This is a genomic window from Methylovorus sp. MP688 (genome assembly GCF_000183115.1).
Classification (GTDB): domain Bacteria; phylum Pseudomonadota; class Gammaproteobacteria; order Burkholderiales; family Methylophilaceae; genus Methylovorus; species Methylovorus glucosotrophus.
The window spans coordinates 2,401,842-2,422,129 of record NC_014733.1; the positions used below are offsets into that span (position 1 = coordinate 2,401,842).

Genomic DNA, 20,288 nt, shown 5'->3' on the forward strand with positions numbered 1-20,288 from the left:
AACACCACCCGGGCTAAGCCGCTGGCATCAAACTCAGCTGCGGTCTGCCTCGGTACGCCCGAGTTGTTCCCACCCCTGGTTGATGCGCTCGCGCTTGTCGTCTCCCCCCTGCTCTTCCGTCAGGATACGGGTAAGGTCGTTGCGCATGCGCAGGCTGTTGACCACCATTTGCTGCATGTCATTACGTATCGGATGGCTCGCCCACATCAGCTTTTCATCGTGCTGACGGAAACGCCAGGCGGTGCGATAGGCATGAAAGCGGCTGTAGCCCAGCTCAGTCAGCACCTTTTCGCCCAGCTGCAGAGCTCCGGCAAACGTCTCCCGCACAAAGTCCACTTCCAGGTCCATATACTCAAAGGCGTAGCTGCGGTTGCGGGCACGCGCCAGTATCGTCACCTGCGGATAGTGTTTGCGTACGTAGCGTGCGGTCTCCAGCGCATCCTCGGCATTATCAATCGCCAATATCAGGAGTTTGGCCTTGGCAATACCCGCCGCCCGCAATACATCGGGCCGGGTGATATCACCGTAATACGCCTTGTGCCCAAACTGCCGCATCAGATCAATCTGGTTCGGGTCAAAATCAATCACGGTGGGCGGCTGGCCCACACTGCTCAGCAAACGCGTGACCACCTGCCCCACGCGCCCGAAGCCGGCCACGATGACGGCGCGTTGTTCTTCAAATGCATCGTGGCTGGAGGATTTGCGGTTAAGCCGCTTGCGCAGGTAAACGCCATGCGCCAGCATGAATAGTGGCGTAGTCAGCATGGAAATCGCCACCACGGAATTCAGCAGGCTGGCCGTATTGTCGGTAAAAATCCGCGCATCGGCAGCGGCATTGAAAATCACAAAGGCAAACTCGCCCACCTGCGACAAGGTCAGCGCAAACAGCAGCGCATCTTGCGACTTATGCCCGAATGCGCGCGCCAGGCCAAACAGCAACACCAGCTTGAGCATAACAAACCCCAGGCCCAGGCCGAGCACCAGCCAGGGCTGCTGCATGATCAAGGGCAGGTTGACCGACATGCCGACCGCGATAAAAAACAGCCCCAGCAGCAAGCCCTTGAATGGCTCGATATCCAGCTCAAGCTCCTGCCGATATTCGGAATCCGCCAGCAGCACGCCCGCGATAAATGCCCCCAAGCCCATGGACAAGCCCACCGAGGTCATGAGGATGGAGACGCCTATGATCAGGAACAGGGCAAAGGCGATAAAAATCTCGCGCAAGCCGGTATTGGCGATATAGCGCAAAATAGGCCGCAGCAGATACTTGCCGCCGACAATGAGCACCACCACCAGCGCAATCGCCTTGGTAATGGCAATCCAGTCCATATGAAAGCCGGTGGCGGTTTCGGTGCCAGGCGCAATCACCAGCAGCAGGATCATCAGCGGAATCACCGCCAGATCCTGGAATAACAACACCGCAAACGCCGACCGGCCGGAGGGCTGGGCCAGTACGCCTTGTTCCGCCAGCACCTGCATGGCGATCGCGGTGGATGACATCGCCACGCCCATGCCCGCCACCAGCGCCAGACGCCAATCCAGATGCAGAAAGAGTCCAAGCGCCACCACCAGGCCTATGGTCAGCAACACCTGCAAGCCGCCCATGCCAAAAATCGGCATGCGTAACTCCAGCAGCTTATCCAGCTCGATTTCCAGCCCGATGAGAAACAGCATCATCACCACGCCGAATTCGGAAAAATGCAGCACGGTTTCAGTCTCGGCAATCAGCCCCAGCCCCCATGGGCCAATGAGAATACCGGCGATGAGATAGCCAAGCACGGAGCCCAGCCCCAGGCGTTTGGACAAGGGCACGGCCAGCACGGCGGCCCCCAGATAGACGGCGCCCTGAAGGAGCAAGGCCGGGGTATGTGCTTCCGCCATGCTTATGCTCCTTCCAGGAAATCAACTTGTGGCGCATGCGCGGTATGCACTACCGGCGGCAAGTCACCATCGACCAGCGCCTGCACCCAGGCTGCATATTGCGCGGCACGCTTTTGCAGCGCAATTTCATCGAGCTGATTCACGTCCTGCGTTAAAAAAGGCTGCAAATATGGCATGCCACACAAAGTGGCGGTCTGCTCAAAAGGACGCAGCAATTCGGCAATGGAAAACTGGTTGTACGCCATGCGCTGATACACATTGGCAGCGCCACCACTGGTGATGGCATGCACCCAGGGCTTGCCGCGCAGGGCATCGCCATCATTGCCATAGGCCCAGCCAAAGGTCAGCACCGTATCCAGCCAGCTCTTCATCAGCGCCGGGCATGAATACCAGAACAGCGGATGCTGAAACACCAGCACATCATGCTCCGCCACCAGCGCCTGCTCATGCTCAACATCAATCATCTGCTCCGGATAGTGCTCATACAGATCATGCACGGTGACATCCGGCAAATCGAGCACGGCATTCAGCAAGGCCCGGTTCACCCGCGAGGCCTCGGCGTAGGGATGCGAAAACAGGATGAGGACACGTTGCGCCATCAGGGAGCTTCCTTCTTGGGCATTTCCATGCGGTAGCTGTCATAGCTGCGATTGGCCGCATCCATGCAGTTCTGCCATTGAATCGGATCGGTGAACAGGCGGCACTCTGCCTGGCGGGTGGCTTGCGCGCTATCGTAGAGCTGGCGTCCGGTACAACCAGCCAGTAGCGCAATGAGCAGCAGGCAGAAGATACGCAACATATCCATTACTCGCCGATGATCTTGACCAGCACACGTTTTTTGCGGCGGCCATCAAACTCGCCGTAGAAAATCTGTTCCCACGGGCCAAAATCCAGTTGGCCTTCGGTAATCGCCACCACCACTTCGCGCCCCATCACCTGACGCTTCATGTGGGCATCGGCATTGTCTTCGCCGGTATCGTTATGGCGGTAATTGCGGATAGGCTCATGCGGTGCCAGACGCTCCAGCCACTCTTTGTAATCGTGGTGCAGGCCGGATTCATCGTCATTGATAAACACACTGGCGGTGATGTGCATGGCATTCACCAGGGCAAAGCCCTCGCGCACGCCGCTCTCGCGCAGGCACTCGCGGATCTGCGGGGTGATATTGATAAAGGCAACGCGGGTGGGAGGATTGAACCAGAGTTCTTTGCGGTAGCTTTTCATGGAAGCGCCTTTCTGCAATGGAGGATTATTCAAGCTGCATTATAGCCAGCGCTTCTGGCGAGTAAACACGCACAAGAGGCCGAAGCGGCCTCCTGCATGTGTCCAATGAGGGGAAGCCGAACGCTAGATTTTGCCGTCCAGGCCCATCTGGTAGTACTTGTGCACGATCTTTTCCTGGTTTTCCAGCAGCCAGTCGATGCTGGGTTCATTGCTCATCGCTTTATGGATGGCCTGGGCGGTGGCCTTGCGGTGCAGTTCAAACAGCACCTTGTGATCAAGGTCATCCTTGTCCGCCACGCTAGGGTGCAGCCACACCGAGACAATAATGCCGATGTCGTTCACCTTGTCCTTGGGGATATCGCCATTGCGCACGGCATCGAGCACGCCATTGGCAATCGCCGCCTGCACGGTCCCCATCAGGATATTGGTATAGCGGGAGTTATCCACTGTTACCTTGCTCACCATCAATGTCGCCGGGCGTACCATCACATCGGTATTCAGAATCGCCAGCACCCGGGTGTGACCCTTGACCTGGTCTCCCAGCAGATTGGCAAACGCCACGCCCATAGGCCCGCTCATTTCACCAATGGCAACTTCCGGCTCGGCTGCCGTGCCTGGAGGGCCACCTGCTACCAACGCTTCACCTACCCGCATAACAATCGGATCACTCATACCCTGCTCCTTGAGATGGATTAAAAAAAGAAAGCGGGCCCGCCTTCAAGCAGGCCCGCCGATATGTGACGCATGATGTTGGATACGACGCAGGTTGCGGCGCGAAGTTGCAGCGCTATTGCGCGAGTTAGTGCTTGAGCCCGGTGATCCAGCGACTGTATACCGCACTCGCCACCTGATTGAGCGCCGCCACCTGATCGGGCGCGGCCTCCATGATGGCTTGCGGCGGTTGCACGCTGGGCTGGTGCAAGGCGGCTTCGATCTCGTGCGCGCTGGTGGTGCACCAGGTATTGACCAGGTCCACCGTCATTTCAATATGGCACTGAAAACCAATGTGCTTGCCCATGACAAATGCCTGGTTGCAGCATTGGGCATTGCCGAGCAAGGGCTTGGCATTGGGCGGCATGCTGAAGGTCTGGTAATGCCATTCAAAGGTCGTGAATTCGCTCACGCCGCCCAGCCATTCCTCCGCCAGCTGCGCATCTGACGCCTGCACCGTGTGCCAGCCGATCTCCGCGCAATGATTATCGGTAATCTGCCCGCCCATGGCGCGCGACAGCAACTGTCCGCCCAGACAATGCCCCAGCACAGGGATATCCTGCGCCACGGCATCCTGAATAATCTCCAGCAAGGTCGGTATCCACGGCAAGGGATCATTCACGCTCATGGGGCCGCCCATCATTACCAGCCCACTGTATTCGGTGATGGGCTGGGGCAAGGCATCGCCCGCATGCACGGAAATGCGGCGCCATGGGATCCCCATGCGATTCAGGTAATGCGCAAAAAAGGCGGGCGTATCATTGGCGGTAAACTGGACAACGGCAACGGGCTTCATGACGAATTTCGATTTCAAAAACAGTAGGTGAATGATACACCGAAAGCATGCACGAATCGTGCCGCAGCAGGCTTGAATAAGGCCACATCGGAATATTTATCGATAAAAAATGCATCCGGGGAAGATGCATTTTTTATCCTGAGAGTAGCGAAAGCTTAGTTGATGGCGAACCGTACCTTGTGAAGATGGTAGCCCTGCTGGTCTATATCCCGGATGGCATCGGCCGCCAGTGAATCCTCACCGATCTCCACACCCGTCTTCTGCCGGATCAGCTTGGCGTAATCCGGGTCATCCACGGCAATTTTTGATACATCTGCGCCTGACAATACGGAAAGATACTTCTGACTGCTGCTGGCGCTCTGGTAGATATCGATTTTCATGTTTATCCCTCCTTGTAAGTACCGTACAAACTGCATAGCATTAGAAACGTGAAAAGCTGCCAGGTTCACATGATTTTTAAGCTTTTAATGGGCCGGTCATATTCTGAATATTGCAGCGTGGTATACATAGGCGCTTCCGGTTGTCGCAACACATAAAATAAATTCATCCATCACCAGTCACGTCATCAAATTTTAAGGGGGTAGTGCCAGGTTTGCGCCCGGTGCTGAAAAAACATGCACACATTCTTCCGTTTACTTTGCGGCCTGCTTTTACTGACCTTGGCCGGTTGCGTTTCTGTTGGCGAACTCAAGCAGGAGCTCAACAATCGCCAATCGGTGGCGACCTCGCTCAATCAACTCGACTACCGGCCCCTGGCATCGGAAGTGCCGTTGAGTATCAAGATGAACGAGCAGCAAGCCTATCTCTTCCCCAGTGGTAAAAGCTTTGCCGCCGGGCTGGCCGTGCCAGATGTAAAAAACCCGCACAAGCTGGAAATCAGCACCTATCTCACCAGCAGTTACATTCCATCTGCGAGTGTGTTTGTCCCGCGTTTTCTGTTTCTGGATGCGCAGAAACAGATTGTCGGCGAGCTTGGAAAATACCGGCTGACCCGGGAGAGCGACTTCTGGAAAGGCGGCTATTTCCATGCCAGCGTCGCGATTCCCGCGTCTACATCCTTCGTCGTGATGTATACCGATGAAAACCCCGAACCTGTGCTTGGCACGATGACGGACAATGGCATTGAGCATGCGCTGCCGCATGCCCCGTCAGGCAGTGTCACCCTTACCCTGAGCAAGCCTTTTCCAGCCGATTATGATTTTTCCACGGCGGTGATCAAAGACTCCGTACAAACCTACAGCAGCAGTAAAGCGGACTTCTTTGTCGTCTCCAGAATTCAACAGGCCGCAACCAATAACAGCCTGCAGAAAACCCTGCAGCTGAATCAGGGGCGGGGGCTGACAATGACGCCTTACCTGGTGGATCAGGAAGTGCCCACGCAAAAAGTCAGCCTACAGCTAGTGGGCAGAACACATTACGCGGCACCGATTCTGGCACTCACCAATACGGTGTACGAGATCAAGGGCGATGTAGAATTCACACCGCAAGCCAACAAGGTTTACGTGGTAAAAGGGGTGCTGGGAGAGGACTACTCGGCCATCTGGCTGGAGGAGCAAGGCACCGGTAATATAGTGGGCAACAAGATTGAAAAGCACGGCTCCACCGCGCTTGGCTTCCTGGAAAAATAAAAATAGAAAACAACATCATGGGCATGGCCATACGGCTGTGCCCTCTTACTGACTGAAACTGGGGAAATCACCATAATGAGCATCACCCGACTCGCCTGCGCGCTTCTGATCAGCGCCCTGAGTTTTCACGGCACCGAGCTACTGGCCGCCACCAAAAACGACAAAGCAAACAAAGCGGCGACAAACGCCAATGCCATAGTCTCGGAAGGCTTTCGCTACGACATCACGCCCGTTCCCAGCTTTGTTCAAACGATGAACCGGCCAGTCCAGAAATCAGCGTCTAGCGATAGCGACCAGGAATTTTTGCTGCAGGAGCGGCAAATATCCTTGCTCAACAAAACGCCGCAGCGCTATGTGCACACACAAACCACGGCTTACTCCAGCAATGCGCTTGAGTCGGTTTCCCAGGTTTATATTCAGTTCAACCCGGCCTTTGAACAATTAGCCTTGCATGCCATTCGTGTGTGGCGCGATGGCAAGGCCATTGATCTGACGAAAAAGGTGAAGCTGGATCTGCTGCGCCGGGAAAGCAATCTGGAAAAAAGCATGTATGAGGGCGATGTCACCGCGATCGGCATTCTGCCGGATATTCGCGTGCAGGATATTGTGGAGCTTGAGTACACCGTCTCTGGCAGCAACCCGGTATTTGGCAACCACTACGCCGACCTGTTCTACATGATGCAGATGAAGCCTGTCAGGGAATACCGTTTCCGCATGCTATATCCCGACACTCGCCAGATAGCATGGAGGCTTCCGCCCGGCATGACCGCCAAGGAAAGCAGCCAGGCCAGCATCAAGCAGATCGACATCAGCCAGTCGAACATCAAACCTTACGTTCAGGAAGACAAAACGCCAGGCTGGTATCTCCCGCAACAGCTGATCGAGATCAGTGAATACAAAAGCTGGGATGAGGTGAATCAATGGGCAAGCGGCTTATTTGCCTATAACGCCCCGTTAAGCGGCGAGCTGCAGCAGAAAGTGCAGGAATGGCAGAACCGCAAGCTGTCGCAGGCCGAGCTTGCGGTTGAAGTGCTGCGCTGGGTGCAGCAGGACATACGCTACTTCGGCATTGAAATGGGCGAAAACTCGCATCTGCCCGCCACGCCGGATGTCACTTTCAGCAGAAAGTATGGCGACTGCAAGGACAAGAGCCTGCTGCTTGCCACCATGCTGCGCGCCCTGGGCATTGAGGCACGCCCCACCCTGGCCTCTTTGTCCATGAACCGCAATGTGGAAAAAATGCTGCCCTCGCATGCGGTATTCGACCACGCGATTGTGCAGGCCGTGATCGAGGGGAAAACCTACTGGCTGGATGCTACCCGCCCCCCGCAATATGGCAAGCTATCGAACCTGAGCTTTGCCGATTATGGTTATGTGCTGGTGCTTAACAGTCCGCAATTGCTGCAAGACACGCGTCTGCCGGACACATACGAATCGCTCTACCAGCGCAATGACACCATCAAATTGCCAAGCTTCAAAGGGGAAGCCACGCTGGTGTCGGTCTACAAGGCAACACGCAACGCCGCGGATAGCCTGCGACAAATGCATGAGCAGCTGCCTGCCGAGCAATTCAATCACGCATTTCAGGATACCCTGTTGCGCCTCTACCCCCATGCCCGCACAGATGGCAATGTGGAATACGCCGATGACCAGACCAATAACCAGGTCACCATCACGACCAGGCTCAATATTGCCGACCTGCTGAGCTATGAACCAGGCCGCCTGGTCGGTGCCTTTTATGCCACCGAAGTCGCCAGCTGGGCCGAGCTGCCACAAAACACGCAGCGCAGCGCACCCTTCGGCCTTGCCAAGAATATGCGTGTTGTGCAGACATTTGAGCTGGAGTTTCCGCTCTCGCCTCAAATCCAGCCAGCCAAAACCAACAATAACAAGCCTGGCGAGTTTCTGAGCATGACCGCAAGCTCGAACACCACACCACAAAAATATTCCCTCTCGCTCTCACTGAAAGCGAACAAGGAAGCCGTACCCGCGCAAAGGATCAACGACTACACCGCCGAAACCCGCAAGTTGCGGGATCAAATGGGCATGACCTACAGCATCCCCATCAACACCTATGACATGGACGATTTAAAGGCACTGCAACGCGTGATTGCGCGGTTTGACCAGAAATACGGCAACAGCAACTCGGGCCGTGCTGCCGTGCGCAAAAAGGACCAGATCAACCTGATTGTCGTCAGCCGCGACATTGCCTCGGGCAAACTCACCAACAGCAATCTCGCCAAGGCCTACAAGCTGCGCGCCAATGCCTACGATGACAAAGGCGATAGTGCGCAGGCACTCAAGGATATTCGCATGGCGCAGCAACTGGATCCTGAGAATCCTGAATATCGCCTGTTTGAAGCTGCTACCCTGCTCGGCAATGGCGAATATCAGGCTGCCATCACCCGCTTTGCGGCACTGGCACCCAGCGAGTCCACCATGTCCATCAGCGACCAGTGGATGCTGAACCAGCAATATGCCCAAAGCCTGCTCATGAGCGGCAAACCCCAGGAAGCCAGCGAAAAATTCTCTATCGCCATCGGCTTGGCAGACAACAGCGCAGCAAAACTGCAAAGCGCCATCTGGCAATTCATTGCTAGTGGATCACCGGCAGCAGGCAAAGCCGCGCTGACATCCGTGCTGGATACCATCCCCGACGATGACTGGCCGCGCGCCGTGGCCGAGATGCTGACGGGCAAGATCAGCCCCGACGAGCTGATTGCAAAAGCCGCCTCTACCGATATCGGTGTCAGGGAAGATCAGTATTCCGAAGCCTACTTCTACCTCGGCAAGTATTACCAGATGACCAACCAGTCAGAAAAAGCCAGGGAAGCCTTTGGCAAATGCCTGGCCCAAGGGGTCACCGAGTTTCAGGAGCATAACTTCGCCACCCTGGCGCTGGGCAAGCCCAAAACCATACGCAAAGACGAGGGTAGCGGCTTTTTTGACTAGGTCAGAACTCACAATGCCGCAATGACAAAAGCCCGCTTGCGCGGGCTTTTGATTTCACGCCACCCAGACAGCAAGTTTGGGAACGCCTCTACAATTCACATCATCATTCTGGAAAAAGTCGACGATTTTCATCCTCTACCTCATCCGCGCTAGGGGGGAAATATGTGAACATCAGAGCGCGCATATCATCCGGATTTTGAGTATTTTCAGGAATGTCCGCACTAGTATCTGAGCGCGATTTATGAATACGCCAGCCATCTGGTGTATTTTTCAGATAAAAACGTACCCTGCCAGGGTCATTTTTGAAAAGAACCAGCACCTCAGCAAGACTACCCTTTACAACAGGAGTCTGAATTTTTGGAATAGGATAGTCAGACGATAAAATTGCATCTTCACCATCCATGGTGGGGTACCGAATGGGTTGGAAACACACCCCATCTTTTCGCTTAACAAGAGCCTCTTTCGCCAAGAATTTTGACAAAAAAGGACAATGCAGCTCCGGATGATATTTATTATTAAAATTTGCGAAAAGATATGTGGTCGTGGGAATGGCATAAAACTGCTGTATTAATTTAATTAACTCCTGCTGGTCTTGGCTAAAGGAGGATGAAACCGCAGCATTACTCGTCAGTGATAAACAAAGTAATCCAAAAACAAAAAATCTGAAAATAATCTTCATGCCAAGCTTTCCTTTTTCATTTCCTCATTTAAATAACCATTAAATAGGGACGTAAAGTAATTCATATCCATAGGTTTTCCATCTACTGTTTTGCGATTAGCATTCTCTTTAGCACCCGGCAAGCTAGTCCATTCTTTTTGCAAAAGCTGAAGTGCCTTTGCAATGTCGCCCGTCCGAATACTAGCGAGTGCGTTTCTGCCTTCCAAGATGGCGACCGCTATACGATCCTGCATTTTTTGATCGAATAGAGGCTCCCCCGATTTAGGGAAAATACGAGAAGTTTTGGGATCAAAAAGGATTGCATTCCAAGTTTTAGGGATAATTTGATACGCACCAGCAGCACCCGAACCATGGTTCGGCAACTGATTCGTTATGCCATACCAAGGATGCTTGGAGAAATTGGCAAATCGCTTCTCTCCATTAGGCAAGGGCGTATGGAGCATCTGGTAGCGCTTGGCATCGTCTTGCTCGGCCTGACATTCGTATTCCCGGAGACAGCGCAAAAACGCCTTCATGCGCAAGGTCGGCATGAGGTCATATACTTTGCGATAAATTTTTATATCGGTATAACGCTGCCATTCTGGATGATTACGTGTTGGAATATAGTCACTGATATAGCTGTCATAAGAGCGGATGTCGATGTGCCCATAATTGGGAAGTATGGAAATACCTTTTTTCTTTTTTTCATTCGCCCACGCCTGCTTGCTCCACTGATAGACAACGACATCCCCCGCCGCAGCCCACCGAGCATCTGGCACCTCATCAGTTACTTCACGAAACCCCAGCGCTAACAGCTGAGGCCCCGCAATCGAGGCGCACGGCAGGTTCATTATCCCTTGGCTGATACCTGCCTCTGCCAGCGCGATGTTGACGTAGCGGGCACATAAACCAGCGGGCTCATTGGGTCCTTTGGTTTGATAACGGGTTGGATCAAACTCAAAACCCTCTTCTTTTGAAATCGCCGTTTGGGCTGGTTTCTGGTCTCGACCGGCATTGCCAGGCTTAACATCTCCCTTTTTTGACGGTACCGTATTGAAGCTTTTGGTTTGTTCTGGGGGTAGATCATCCTTGCCATTCACCTTTTTTGTCAGAGCACTTGCTGCGTTTTCGGTAATGACGCGATAGGTGTTTTCCGTGGCCACCCGGATCAACTCTTTAACAGCCTCTGGCGCGGAAGGTGGGTTTTTGAGTGCAAGCCTGGCGCGTGTGGGCTTGCCTTTGCGCTCTGGGGTAAAGTCGGCCCAGCTCCATAGCCAGTGAATGCCAGCGCGTACCCCCGCCCCGGCTTTTTCGTACCAGTCGCCTTTGTTGAAGAGGACAACGGTCATGGGCTTGCCGGTTTTATCGCGGCCTTGTTTGAGAATGGGTTTGCTGGAAACTCCGACGTTGTGGCTCAGGTTGCGAACGCGGGGTTTGGCATTGAGTGCGGCTGGGCTTGCGACAGCGGGTGGTGGCACAGAAAGCTGACCGGGGTCGAGGACTATCACATCCGGGTCACAGGCAATATCAGGGATTTCGTCTTCGATAGTGCCGGGCTCGCCTTCGTGCAGTTGCATGGGCAGCAGTTCTATTTTGACTTTGGGGCTGATGGCGGTGGTGGTAATAGCGGGGGAGTCCATATACACGTCACCGACAGGGCGATACTGGCCTGCGTCATTTTTGACTTCAATCATGGCGGTACTGCCGATGGGTAGATTTCCCATCAGCGGCACATAGCCTTCCGCATCGGTGGTGGCAGAGAGCGTCTGCTGGCTGCCATCGTCCAGAGTAAGGGTGATACGGCAGGTGAGTCCTTCTATTGGCTCACCAATAAAATCCAGAAAGTTAAGCTTGAAACGGCAACTGGCAGTATGCTCCTGCTCTTCGACTTGGTTATCAGATTCCATCTCCATCTCGCTCATTCATCACCTTTCATCTAAATTGGGCATTGCCATTGTTGATGGCTGAAAACAATGGCCCAAGCAATATTAAACTCACCCTGGTTCGTCAACGGGTAGCGCCCTCCACTCCATGCTTTTGAGGGTTAGCTGGATGATGCATAGGATTTTTGAATCGGAATATTGCCCTTAAGGGCGTTTAGCAAGAGCATAAAAAACAAAAGCCCGCTTGCGCGGGCTTTTGTTTTCACGCCACCCCGGCAGCAAGCGGTAGCTGCCGGGATGAGATGAACTAGTACTGCACCTGGCCTGGAATCCAGCTGGTGCCAGCAAGCGGCACCTTGGCCATGGCGGCGGATTCGACGGTCAATGCGACCAGATCTTCCGGCTCCAGATTGTGCAGATGTGACTTACCGCAGGCACGGGCGATCACCTGAGCTTCCATGGTCATCACGGCCAGGTAGTTGGCAAGGCGACGGCCTGCTTTTACCGGGTCGAGACGCTTCATCAGCTCGGGGTCTTGCGTGGTGATGCCTGCAGGGTCTTTGCCTTCATGCCAGTCGTCGTAGGCGCCAGCGGTGGTGCCCAGGGCCTGGTATTCGCTTTCAAGGCGTGGGTCGTTGTCACCCAGCGCCACCAGCGCGGCAGTACCAATCGCCACGGCATCGGCACCCAGTGCCAGTGCCTTGGCCACGTCGGCACCGTTACGGATACCACCAGACACAATCAGCTGCACCTTGCGGTGCATGCCCATATCCTGCAGGGCTTGCACAGCGGGACGAATGGCGGCGAGCGTGGGAATGCCGACGTGTTCGATAAACACTTCCTGTGTGGCGGCAGTACCGCCCTGCATGCCATCCAGCACTACGACATCGGCACCGGCTTTCACAGCCAGGGTGACGTCGAAGTAGGGGCGAGTCGCGCCGACCTTCACGTAGATGGGTTTTTCCCAATCGGTAATTTCACGCAGCTCGGCGATCTTGATTTCCAGATCATCCGGGCCGGTCCAGTCAGGGTGACGGCAGGCAGAACGCTGGTCCACGCCCTTGGGCAGGCAGCGCATCTTGGCAACACGGTCACTGATTTTCTGGCCCAGCAGCATGCCTCCGCCGCCCGGCTTGGCGCCCTGCCCGATCACGACTTCAATCGCATCGGCCTTGCGCAGGTCGTCCGGGTTCATGCCGTAGCGCGATGGCAGGTATTGATACACCAGAATGGAAGACTGGCCACGCTCTTCCGGTGTCATGCCACCGTCACCGGTGGTGGTGCTGGTGCCAACGGCGCTGGCGCCGCGACCCAGTGCCTCTTTGGCAGGGCCGGACAAAGCACCGAAGCTCATGCCCGCAATCGTCACTGGCGTTTTCAGGTGTATCGGCTTCTTGGCGAAACGGGTGCCGAGTACAACATCGGTACCGCATTTTTCACGGTAGCCTTCCAGCGGGTAACGGCTGACCGAAGCGCCCAGGAACAGCAGATCATCAAAATGCGGCAGCTTGCGCTTGGCACCGGCACCGCGGATGTCGTAAATACCGGTCGCAGCAGCGCGGCGGATTTCAGACAGGGTGTAAGGGTCGAAGGTCGCGGAGAACCGTGGCTGCGTCTGAGGGGTTTTTGGGGTATCGCTCATATTAGTAAGCTCCTGCGTTATCGACATGGAAGTTATACAGCGTGCGGGCGGAGCCGAAGAGCTTGAAGCTGTCCGGGCTGACATCGGCATGGCCAGACTTGGCCAGCAAGTCCACCAGAATCTGGCGGGCTTCGTCATCCATCGGTTTTTCTTCGCAATCGGCACCCAGGCTCTTCACCTCGCCGCGCACAAACAGGCGGGCTTCGTACAGGGAATCGCCCAGCGCTTCGCCAGCATCGCCCAGCACCACCAGATTACCGGCTTGTGCCATGAAGGCGGAGAAGCTGCCGACCGAACCGCCGACCACGATATCGGCGCCCTTGAGCGAGATACCGCAGCGCAGGCCTGCATCGCCATCAATAATCAGCAGGCCACCTTGTGCCGTGGCACCGGCTGCATTGGAGGCAAAGCCTTTGACGTGCACCACGCCGGACATCATGTTCTCAGCCACACCGGTACCGGCGCTGCCGGTTACCACCACGCTGGCCAGCTGGTTCATGCCTGCGGCGTAATAGCCAGCGTGACCATCAATCGTCACCTTCACATCGGACTTGAGGCCGACGGCGATATTGTGGGCGCCATTCGGGTTATCAATCACCACATGCTTGCCGTTCAATTCGGAAGCCGGGCTGTGCAGGTACTGGTTAACCTCGCGCAAAGGCGTTGCCGCCAGATCAAATTTTAGACTTTCCATACATACATCTCCTTGGGCGAAGGTTCAAACACGTGCGCATTCTTCACATCGGGCAGGTGGGCCAGCGAGCGGAACTCGGAGGCAATCGCCACGTAATCATCATGCTCGGCCACCACGGCTGGTTTGCAGGCAAACGGATCGCGGATCAGGGCCAGCTGGTCCTTGGTGCCCATCAACAGGGTGTAGAAACCATCCAGCTCGTCAAAACCATGCTCCAGCGCGGTCTTGAGATCGTCGCCTTCACGCATGCGCCATTCCAGGAAACGGCAGGCCGCTTCGGTATCGTTATCGGTTTCAAAGTCGATGCCTTCGTGCTGCAGCTTGCGGCGCAGGCTGTTGGCGTTGGACAGTGAGCCGTTGTGCACCAGACACCAGTCACGACCAGCGGTGAATGGGTGGGCGTGGGCCGGGGTAATGGCAGACTCAGTGGCCATGCGGGTATGGCCTACCAGATGGGTACCGCTCACATGCGGCAGGTCATAACGGGCGGCCACATCGGCTGGCAGGCCGGTATCCTTGTACACATCAATCGACTGGCCAACGGACAGCATGTGAATCTGTGGATAGTGTTCCTTGATCCAGGTCTTGATGGTCGGGGTTTCCAGATGCGAGATCAGGATGGCGTGGTTGCCCTTGGTGCTGAGGCTGACCTTGCTGCCCAGGTGCGCATCAAAATCATGCGCCAGGCCTTGCCAGTTGAAGTCCATGGTCGGAGCATACAGGCTGTACTTCAGCTCGTTGCCTGCCACAGGCGCCGTAAACACTGCCATACCGGCAGAGTCAGGGCCACGTTCTGTCATACCGATCAGCATCGGCATCATCAGCTCGCCAATGTTGGCGCGCATGCTGGGGTTTTTAACCAGCAAACCTACAATTCCACACATGATGTTGCTCCTTTCAAATTCATTCATCAGGTGGCGGATATGCCCTACTCCGCCATGCGCTGCCGGGCAGCGCGCTCAAAGTCCAACCTAGTAAAACTGTACGTAGCGATTGATTTCCCAATCCGACACATGGCGCATGTAATCCACCCACTCCATGCGCTTCAGCTCGACGAATTCCTTGCTGAGGCCAGGGCCCATGGCATCCATGATCACCTGGTCGGCTTCCAGCGCATCCAGCGCTTCGCCCAGGTTTTGCGGCAGGATGTTAATGCCGAATTCGGCCAGCTGCTCCAGGCTGTAGTCGTAGAGGTTGTCATCACGACCGGTGCCGGGGTCAAGCTCGCGGGCCACGCCATCCAGACCGGCGGCGATCACGGCTGCGGTGGCCAGGTAAGGGTTGCAGCTGCCATCGGGCAGACGCAGTTCCAGGCGGCCGTAAGGAATACGCACCAGCGTTGAACGGTTGTTGTTGCCATAGGCGATGTACGCCGGCGCCCAGGTGGCGCCAGACAGCGAGCGGCCCACCACCAGACGCTTGTATGAGTTGACGGTCGGGGCACACACGGCCGCCAGCGCCGGAGCGTGGGCCAGAATGCCGCCGAGGAAGTGGTAAGCCAGCTTGGACAGACCAAGGCCGCTAGGGTCACTGTCGTCCTGGAACAGGCTCTTTTTGCCGTCACCGATGGACATGTGCATGTGCATGCCATTGCCCGGACGATTGCTGAATGGCTTGGGCATGAAGGAACAGATAATGCCCAGTTCATTGGCAATCTCGCTCGCCGCCATCTTGAACATGATGTAGTCGTCGGCGCTCTTCAGGCAGTCGGCATAGGTGTAGTTGATTTCAAACTGGCCGTTGGCATCTTCGTGGTCGATCTGGTAAATATCCAGGCCCACTTCCACCAGTGATTCGGTCAGCTTTTCCAGAAAGGGCGAGTGGCGGGTAATGCCCTTGTAGTCGTAACAGGGCTTTTGCAACGTGTCGCTGTCATCAAACGGATGCACCGCACCATGCTCGTCTTTTTTCAGCAGGGAGAATTCAGGTTCCAGACCGGTGTAGAGCGTCCAGCCTTTTTCCGCCAGGCGGGCAATCTGCTGTTTCAGCACGACGCGGGTATCAAATTCGTAAGGCTTGCCATTCACATGGCCATCGCACACCAGGCGGGCATAACCCGGCTGCCAGGGGATCAGGCTCAAGGTGCTCAACTCACCAATCGCCATGTAGTCAGGGCCGTTGGGCGCAATACCCGTACCCCAGATGGCGCCACCGGCAAAGCCGGCGCCGGTGGTCAGGATATCGTTCAGGTGCGAAGCAGGCACAGACTTCACCTTGGCCACGCCATGTATATCGACAAACTGCGCCAGCACGTATTTGACGTGGTGGTCTTCCAGAAACTTCTGTGCTTCTTCCAGTGACTTCATCGTGTGATCCCCTTGTAGATGCTGCAATGTTTGGTAACTTGAATATGCTTACTTGAAATAAAAGGAGAGGCCCACCGGACCGCCTCCGAATTCTTGGGCCATGGCGGTCAGTTCATGCCACAGATAGGGGCCGTAGGTGCCATCGCACCACAGGCGGTAAACCGTTTCGCCATTCAGTGTCTGGCTGAGCAGGGTGACCGAAATATTGGCGACTTGCGTCATCAGCAGGCGCTGGTTATTGGCCAGCTCGGCAGCCACATCCAGCGCGCACACTTCGGCCAGTATCGACAGCGCATGCTGACCGCTCAGCACCAGGGCGGCATCGCTGCGTGCCACCGGATAAAGCTTGGCGCCCACCGGAGCCGGGCCTTGCGCCAGTCTGGCAGCGTGACCTGCCACAAACTGGTCCTCCAGCAAGTACTCGCTATTGCCCAAACGCAGCACCAGCGTGGAATCCTGCATGAGCCAGCTGTTGGCTGTGGCGGGCAGAGTGATGCCCTGCGCGCTCAGCCATTCGGCAGCGCCAGCGCCCTTGACGGCGAAGCGGGCAAAGGCGCTGAACTCAGCGACACCGGCCAGCGCTGCCTGGGCTTGCTGGATTTGCGGGGTACCAAATTCCAAGGCGATTTCCATGCCATTCAGGCTGCCCATGACCGGATGTGCATGGTGCTGGGCGTGGCTGACAGGAGAGGTCTGGATAAAAGTCATGATCAGGCTTCCGATTGCAGTTGAACGAATGGCGTGGCCGCAACACGGGCCATGACCAGGCTGCCGCTATCTGTGCGGATATTGAAGGCAGCGCCCTCGGCGACATTGGCCGGGTCCACATAGGCAAAGCCGATAAAGCGGCCGACCGTGGGGCTGAAGGCGATGCTGGTGACGCGGCCCTTGATGTTGCCGTCAGCACCTATCACCAGATTGCATTCGTTGATGGTCTCGCCCTGATAGCCTTCGGACAGGGTGAATGGCACCAGACGCTTGTTGAGCGGCTTGCGGGCGATGATCTGCAGGCTGCGCTGGCCGATGAAGAAGGGCTTGGCAAACTGGATCGCGCCGTCGCTGCCCGCTTCAAACGGCTGGGTCAGGCCATCGGTGTCCTGGCCGATCAGGTGATTGCCCATCTCCAGGCGCAACAGGCGCTGGGTATCGGTACCAAACGGACGCAAGCCCTCAGCCACGCCGTTTTCCAGCAGGGCATTCCATACATGCTGGGCGCTGCCAGCCGGTACGTGCATTTCAAACGCGAGGTCAGATACAAAGCCCACACGGATCAGGCGGGCCGGAACCCCGGCAATCTCGGTATCGCATACCGCGCCAAATGGCAGGCTGGCATCGTCCAGCGGGCGCAAGGTGAGTTTGGACAAAATACCGCGCGCAGCCGGACCAGCCAGGTTGATGCCACCATAGGCACCAGTGACATTCACCAGACCGACATCCAGTTGCCAGATCTGCAGCCAGCGCTGCATTTCACGGTAGACGGCAGCGGCATTGGTGGTGCTGGCCGTGATGTAGAAATAATCCTCGGCGATGCGGCAGGCAATGCCGTCGTCGACCATCACACCGGCTTCGTCCAGCAACAGGGCATAGCGGGTGCGACCAATCTTCTGCGTCTTGAAAGACCCGGTGTAAAAGCGCTCCAGGAATTCCGCTGCATCGGGGCCACGCACTTCCAGCTTGCCCAGCGTGCCGACATCGATCATGCCGGCGGCCTTGCGCACGGCCAGGGCTTCTTCGTAGATGGCCTGCTGTTTTTCCAGACCGGCGCGGCGATACCAGGCCGGCCGTTTCCACACGCCCACATCGGTAAACTCGGCACCATGCGCTTCGTGCCAGCCATGCAGCGTGGTCAGGCGATGCGGGTGCAAGCCACGTCCGGCCAGGTGACCAATCGGCGTGGGGTGGAAGAACGGACGCGCGGTCGTGGTGCCAATGCGCTCCACCGGCAATTGACGGATACGCGCCAGAATGCGGATGGCATTCATATTGGAATGCTTGCCCTGGCTAGGGCCCATGCCGACCGTGGTAAAGCGCTTCATCAGCTCGATATTGTCAAAGCCTTCCTGCGCGGCATGCACAAAATCCTTGATGCTGATGTCTTCGTCGAAGTCGACAAAATTCTTGCCCTTGGGATGCTCCACCATGGGGTAAGGATGGCTGGGGCTGGCGATGTACTCGCGGTCCACGGTGACGCTGGGCACTTGCTTGCCCAGGTAGGTGAGCGCTTCAGATGCCGCACGGGCACCATCCTGCAAACGTTGCGCCAGATCAAAAATGCCATTCACCTTGCCCGCGGCAAACATGCCGGCAGGCAGCTTGGCAGGCACGAACTGCTCGGCGGATTTTTCATAGCGCATGCCGGTGCCAGCCTGATACAGCAAGGCAGCGGCTGGTGCCCAGCCTGCGCTCATGATGATGCCGTCGCAATCTATGGTGAAACGGTCATGCAGCAGCGGCTTGGCGCTGGCTTCGTCGTAACTGCAGATCACGGCACCCTTGACGCCAAACTTGTTGGCCGCAGGCAGCACTTCATAGACACAGGCGCCGTTGTAGATGGCTACGCCACGGCTCTTGATGGCATCGACCAGGCTGCAGGGTTCGCCGTCGGCCCGCAGGTCGACAATCGCCTTGACGGTGACACCGGCATCCAGCAAATCCATGGCGGCACGGTAGCCTTGCTTGTTGGCGGCAAACACCACGGCGCTTTCGCATGGCTTGGTGGCGTAGCGAGCCAGCAGGCGTTGAGCAGCGGTCGCCAGCATCACGCCGGGCAGATCGTTATTGCGGAACACGGGAGGCTGCTCAAAGGCGCCACTGGCCACGATCACGGCTTTGGCACGCACCTTGGTAATGCCGGTGGTTTCCACAATCGGAATCAGGTGGTCGGTGTAATAGCCAGCGGCATAAGCGCCGGTGCGCAGCGTGACATTCGGATATTTGGCCAGCTCGGCCAGCAGGTCGGCCAGACGCTTGGCAGACTCGTCAGAGCCGCCCAGGTCATAGCTCAGGCTGCCGCCCGCTTGTGCATTTTCATCCACGACGATGATATTGAGGCCATGCGGAGCCGCCATCAGCGCAGCCGTCAGGCCGGTGGGGCCAGCGCCGATGATGAGCAGATCGCAATGCGTATGCAGCTTGCGTTTGAGCTCACGTGGGTAATTGAAGTTGACCACACCCAGGCCTGCCGACTTGCGGATGATATTTTCCCAGAACGGGAACAGGCTGCGTGGCGTATGGAACGCCTTGTAATAAAAGCCCACGGGCAGTATCGATGAAATCGCATCAATAAAGCGCTTCTTGTCGTTCTTCACGCCGCCATCGGTATTCACCACGGTCAGCTGCATGCCATCCTGCACCGGCAGTACATCGCCGCGCATATTGGTATCGGTGCCATCGGCCAGCATGACGTTGACGTCATGATTGGCCAGGCTCAACACGCCACGTGGACGGTGGTATTTGAAACTGCGACCCAGCACGGTTTCACCGGCGGCCCACAGGGCACTGCTGATGGTGTCGCCTTCATAGGCCTGGTATTTCTGGCCCTCAAAATAAAAGCTGATGGGCTTGTCGCGCTTCAGCCATTCACTGGCACGCTGAGGTAAACGCTTGCTCATGCCTTGTCCTCCTGGCCGTAAAGATAGGTGCGCGCCACCTGATCGGTCAGGGTGTTGCGCTCGGCGACAAACCAGGTGCCGCTTGGGCTGTGATACCACCATTCCTTTTTCAGGCCGGGGGCACCACTGCGGTTGTACACATAGGCAGCCCAGGCGCTATCGCTCGCCTGCGCAGGGTCAGGCATGTTGCGAATCTCGCCACCGAAGACAAACTCACTCAGGGGACGGGTTCCATTCACGGGACAAGTCAGTAATTTCAAAACAGCATCCTTAACTTAACAATTCGCCAAACAATCTGCCCC

General features: G+C 56.4%; 18 protein-coding genes. 2 read left to right on the forward strand and 16 right to left on the reverse strand.

The features are described 5' to 3' along the window. Positions 1–33: 33 nt before the first annotated feature. From MPQ_RS11480 to MPQ_RS11510, 7 genes are all read right to left on the reverse strand, one after another. The gene (locus MPQ_RS11480) at positions 34–1,881 is read right to left on the reverse strand and encodes a monovalent cation:proton antiporter-2 (CPA2) family protein (RefSeq protein ID WP_013443117.1); all 1,848 of its coding nucleotides are present in this window, start codon (positions 1,879–1,881) and stop codon (positions 34–36) included. 2 nt (positions 1,882–1,883) lie between these two features. Beyond that, entirely contained in the window at positions 1,884–2,480 is a 597-nt protein-coding gene (locus MPQ_RS11485; protein ID WP_013443118.1) for an NAD(P)H-dependent oxidoreductase, read from the reverse strand. Next, positions 2,480–2,680 carry a hypothetical protein gene (locus MPQ_RS11490; RefSeq protein WP_041362885.1) on the reverse strand — a complete coding sequence of 67 codons (201 nt, stop codon included), beginning with the start codon at positions 2,678–2,680 and terminating at the stop codon, positions 2,480–2,482. Before MPQ_RS11490 ends, MPQ_RS11485 begins: the two co-directional genes overlap by 1 nt. Positions 2,681–2,685: 5 nt before the next feature. Beyond that, the gene (locus MPQ_RS11495) at positions 2,686–3,105 is read right to left on the reverse strand and encodes a secondary thiamine-phosphate synthase enzyme YjbQ (RefSeq protein WP_013443120.1); all 420 of its coding nucleotides are present in this window, start codon (positions 3,103–3,105) and stop codon (positions 2,686–2,688) included. A gap of 123 nt (positions 3,106–3,228) precedes the next feature. Continuing rightward, positions 3,229–3,777, reverse strand: a complete 549-nt coding sequence (gene fae, locus MPQ_RS11500) for a formaldehyde-activating enzyme (RefSeq protein ID WP_013443121.1) — start codon at positions 3,775–3,777, stop codon at positions 3,229–3,231. 127 nt (positions 3,778–3,904) lie between these two features. Beyond that, a complete protein-coding gene (locus tag MPQ_RS11505) occupies positions 3,905–4,612 on the reverse strand; it encodes a type 1 glutamine amidotransferase (protein ID WP_013443122.1) in 708 nt (235 codons plus the stop codon). Between the two features lie 155 nt (positions 4,613–4,767). Next, positions 4,768–4,992, reverse strand: coding sequence for a hypothetical protein (locus MPQ_RS11510; protein ID WP_013443123.1), 225 nt, complete (start codon positions 4,990–4,992; stop codon positions 4,768–4,770). A gap of 234 nt (positions 4,993–5,226) precedes the next feature. Here MPQ_RS11510 and MPQ_RS11515 point away from each other — a divergent pair, with 234 nt between their 5' ends. Beyond that, positions 5,227–6,240 (forward strand): MalM family protein, encoded by a 1,014-nt coding sequence (locus MPQ_RS11515; protein WP_013443124.1) that lies wholly within the window; start codon positions 5,227–5,229, stop codon positions 6,238–6,240. A 75-nt stretch (positions 6,241–6,315) separates the two neighbouring features. Then, positions 6,316–9,192, forward strand: a complete 2,877-nt coding sequence (locus tag MPQ_RS11520; protein WP_013443125.1) for a DUF3857 domain-containing protein — start codon at positions 6,316–6,318, stop codon at positions 9,190–9,192. A gap of 103 nt (positions 9,193–9,295) precedes the next feature. Here MPQ_RS11520 and MPQ_RS11525 read toward each other — a convergent pair whose 3' ends face one another. The 9 genes from MPQ_RS11525 to MPQ_RS11565 form a co-directional block, all read right to left on the reverse strand. Further along, on the reverse strand, positions 9,296–9,871 hold the full coding sequence (locus tag MPQ_RS11525; RefSeq protein ID WP_013443127.1) for a hypothetical protein: 576 nt from the start codon (positions 9,869–9,871) through the stop codon (positions 9,296–9,298). Continuing rightward, complete coding sequence (locus MPQ_RS11530; RefSeq protein WP_013443128.1) at positions 9,868–11,772, reverse strand: hypothetical protein; 1,905 nt, start codon at positions 11,770–11,772, stop codon at positions 9,868–9,870. The genes MPQ_RS11525 and MPQ_RS11530 overlap by 4 nt, the downstream gene beginning before the upstream one ends. 268 nt (positions 11,773–12,040) lie before the next feature. Beyond that, entirely contained in the window at positions 12,041–13,375 is a 1,335-nt protein-coding gene (locus tag MPQ_RS11535) for an FMN-binding glutamate synthase family protein (RefSeq protein WP_013443129.1), read from the reverse strand. A gap of 1 nt (position 13,376) precedes the next feature. Further along, positions 13,377–14,069, reverse strand: a complete 693-nt coding sequence (locus tag MPQ_RS11540) for a protein glxC (RefSeq protein WP_013443130.1) — start codon at positions 14,067–14,069, stop codon at positions 13,377–13,379. Next, on the reverse strand, positions 14,057–14,953 hold the full coding sequence (locus tag MPQ_RS11545) for a glutamine amidotransferase family protein (RefSeq protein WP_013443131.1): 897 nt from the start codon (positions 14,951–14,953) through the stop codon (positions 14,057–14,059). The genes MPQ_RS11540 and MPQ_RS11545 overlap by 13 nt, the downstream gene beginning before the upstream one ends. Positions 14,954–15,040: 87 nt before the next feature. After that, positions 15,041–16,375, reverse strand: coding sequence for a type III glutamate--ammonia ligase (gene glnT / locus MPQ_RS11550; RefSeq protein WP_013443132.1), 1,335 nt, complete (start codon positions 16,373–16,375; stop codon positions 15,041–15,043). A 48-nt stretch (positions 16,376–16,423) separates the two neighbouring features. After that, on the reverse strand, positions 16,424–17,083 hold the full coding sequence (locus tag MPQ_RS11555; RefSeq protein ID WP_013443133.1) for a sarcosine oxidase subunit gamma: 660 nt from the start codon (positions 17,081–17,083) through the stop codon (positions 16,424–16,426). Between the two features lie 2 nt (positions 17,084–17,085). Next, the gene (locus tag MPQ_RS11560) at positions 17,086–19,986 is read right to left on the reverse strand and encodes a 2Fe-2S iron-sulfur cluster-binding protein (RefSeq protein WP_013443134.1); all 2,901 of its coding nucleotides are present in this window, start codon (positions 19,984–19,986) and stop codon (positions 17,086–17,088) included. Beyond that, positions 19,983–20,246: a sarcosine oxidase subunit delta gene (locus tag MPQ_RS11565; RefSeq protein ID WP_013443135.1), complete on the reverse strand. Its 264-nt coding sequence runs from the start codon at positions 20,244–20,246 to the stop codon at positions 19,983–19,985. The genes MPQ_RS11560 and MPQ_RS11565 overlap by 4 nt, the downstream gene beginning before the upstream one ends. Positions 20,247–20,288: the final 42 nt, after the last annotated feature.

Bases quoted from the DNA above. Each gene is read 5' to 3' on its own strand.
- MPQ_RS11480 (WP_013443117.1), bottom strand. From the start codon at position 1,881: ATGGCGGAAGCACATACCCCGGCCTTGCTCCTTCAGGGCGCCGTCTAT.
- MPQ_RS11485 (WP_013443118.1), bottom strand. From the start codon at position 2,480: ATGGCGCAACGTGTCCTCATCCTGTTTTCGCATCCCTACGCCGAGGCC.
- MPQ_RS11490 (WP_041362885.1), bottom strand. From the start codon at position 2,680: ATGTTGCGTATCTTCTGCCTGCTGCTCATTGCGCTACTGGCTGGTTGT.
- MPQ_RS11495 (WP_013443120.1), bottom strand. From the start codon at position 3,105: ATGAAAAGCTACCGCAAAGAACTCTGGTTCAATCCTCCCACCCGCGTT.
- fae (WP_013443121.1), bottom strand. From the start codon at position 3,777: ATGAGTGATCCGATTGTTATGCGGGTAGGTGAAGCGTTGGTAGCAGGT.
- MPQ_RS11505 (WP_013443122.1), bottom strand. From the start codon at position 4,612: ATGAAGCCCGTTGCCGTTGTCCAGTTTACCGCCAATGATACGCCCGCC.
- MPQ_RS11510 (WP_013443123.1), bottom strand. From the start codon at position 4,992: ATGAAAATCGATATCTACCAGAGCGCCAGCAGCAGTCAGAAGTATCTT.
- MPQ_RS11515 (WP_013443124.1), top strand. From the start codon at position 5,227: ATGCACACATTCTTCCGTTTACTTTGCGGCCTGCTTTTACTGACCTTG.
- MPQ_RS11520 (WP_013443125.1), top strand. From the start codon at position 6,316: ATGAGCATCACCCGACTCGCCTGCGCGCTTCTGATCAGCGCCCTGAGT.
- MPQ_RS11525 (WP_013443127.1), bottom strand. From the start codon at position 9,871: ATGAAGATTATTTTCAGATTTTTTGTTTTTGGATTACTTTGTTTATCA.
- MPQ_RS11530 (WP_013443128.1), bottom strand. From the start codon at position 11,772: ATGAGCGAGATGGAGATGGAATCTGATAACCAAGTCGAAGAGCAGGAG.
- MPQ_RS11535 (WP_013443129.1), bottom strand. From the start codon at position 13,375: ATGAGCGATACCCCAAAAACCCCTCAGACGCAGCCACGGTTCTCCGCG.
- MPQ_RS11540 (WP_013443130.1), bottom strand. From the start codon at position 14,069: ATGGAAAGTCTAAAATTTGATCTGGCGGCAACGCCTTTGCGCGAGGTT.
- MPQ_RS11545 (WP_013443131.1), bottom strand. From the start codon at position 14,953: ATGTGTGGAATTGTAGGTTTGCTGGTTAAAAACCCCAGCATGCGCGCC.
- glnT (WP_013443132.1), bottom strand. From the start codon at position 16,375: ATGAAGTCACTGGAAGAAGCACAGAAGTTTCTGGAAGACCACCACGTC.
- MPQ_RS11555 (WP_013443133.1), bottom strand. From the start codon at position 17,083: ATGACTTTTATCCAGACCTCTCCTGTCAGCCACGCCCAGCACCATGCA.
- MPQ_RS11560 (WP_013443134.1), bottom strand. From the start codon at position 19,986: ATGAGCAAGCGTTTACCTCAGCGTGCCAGTGAATGGCTGAAGCGCGAC.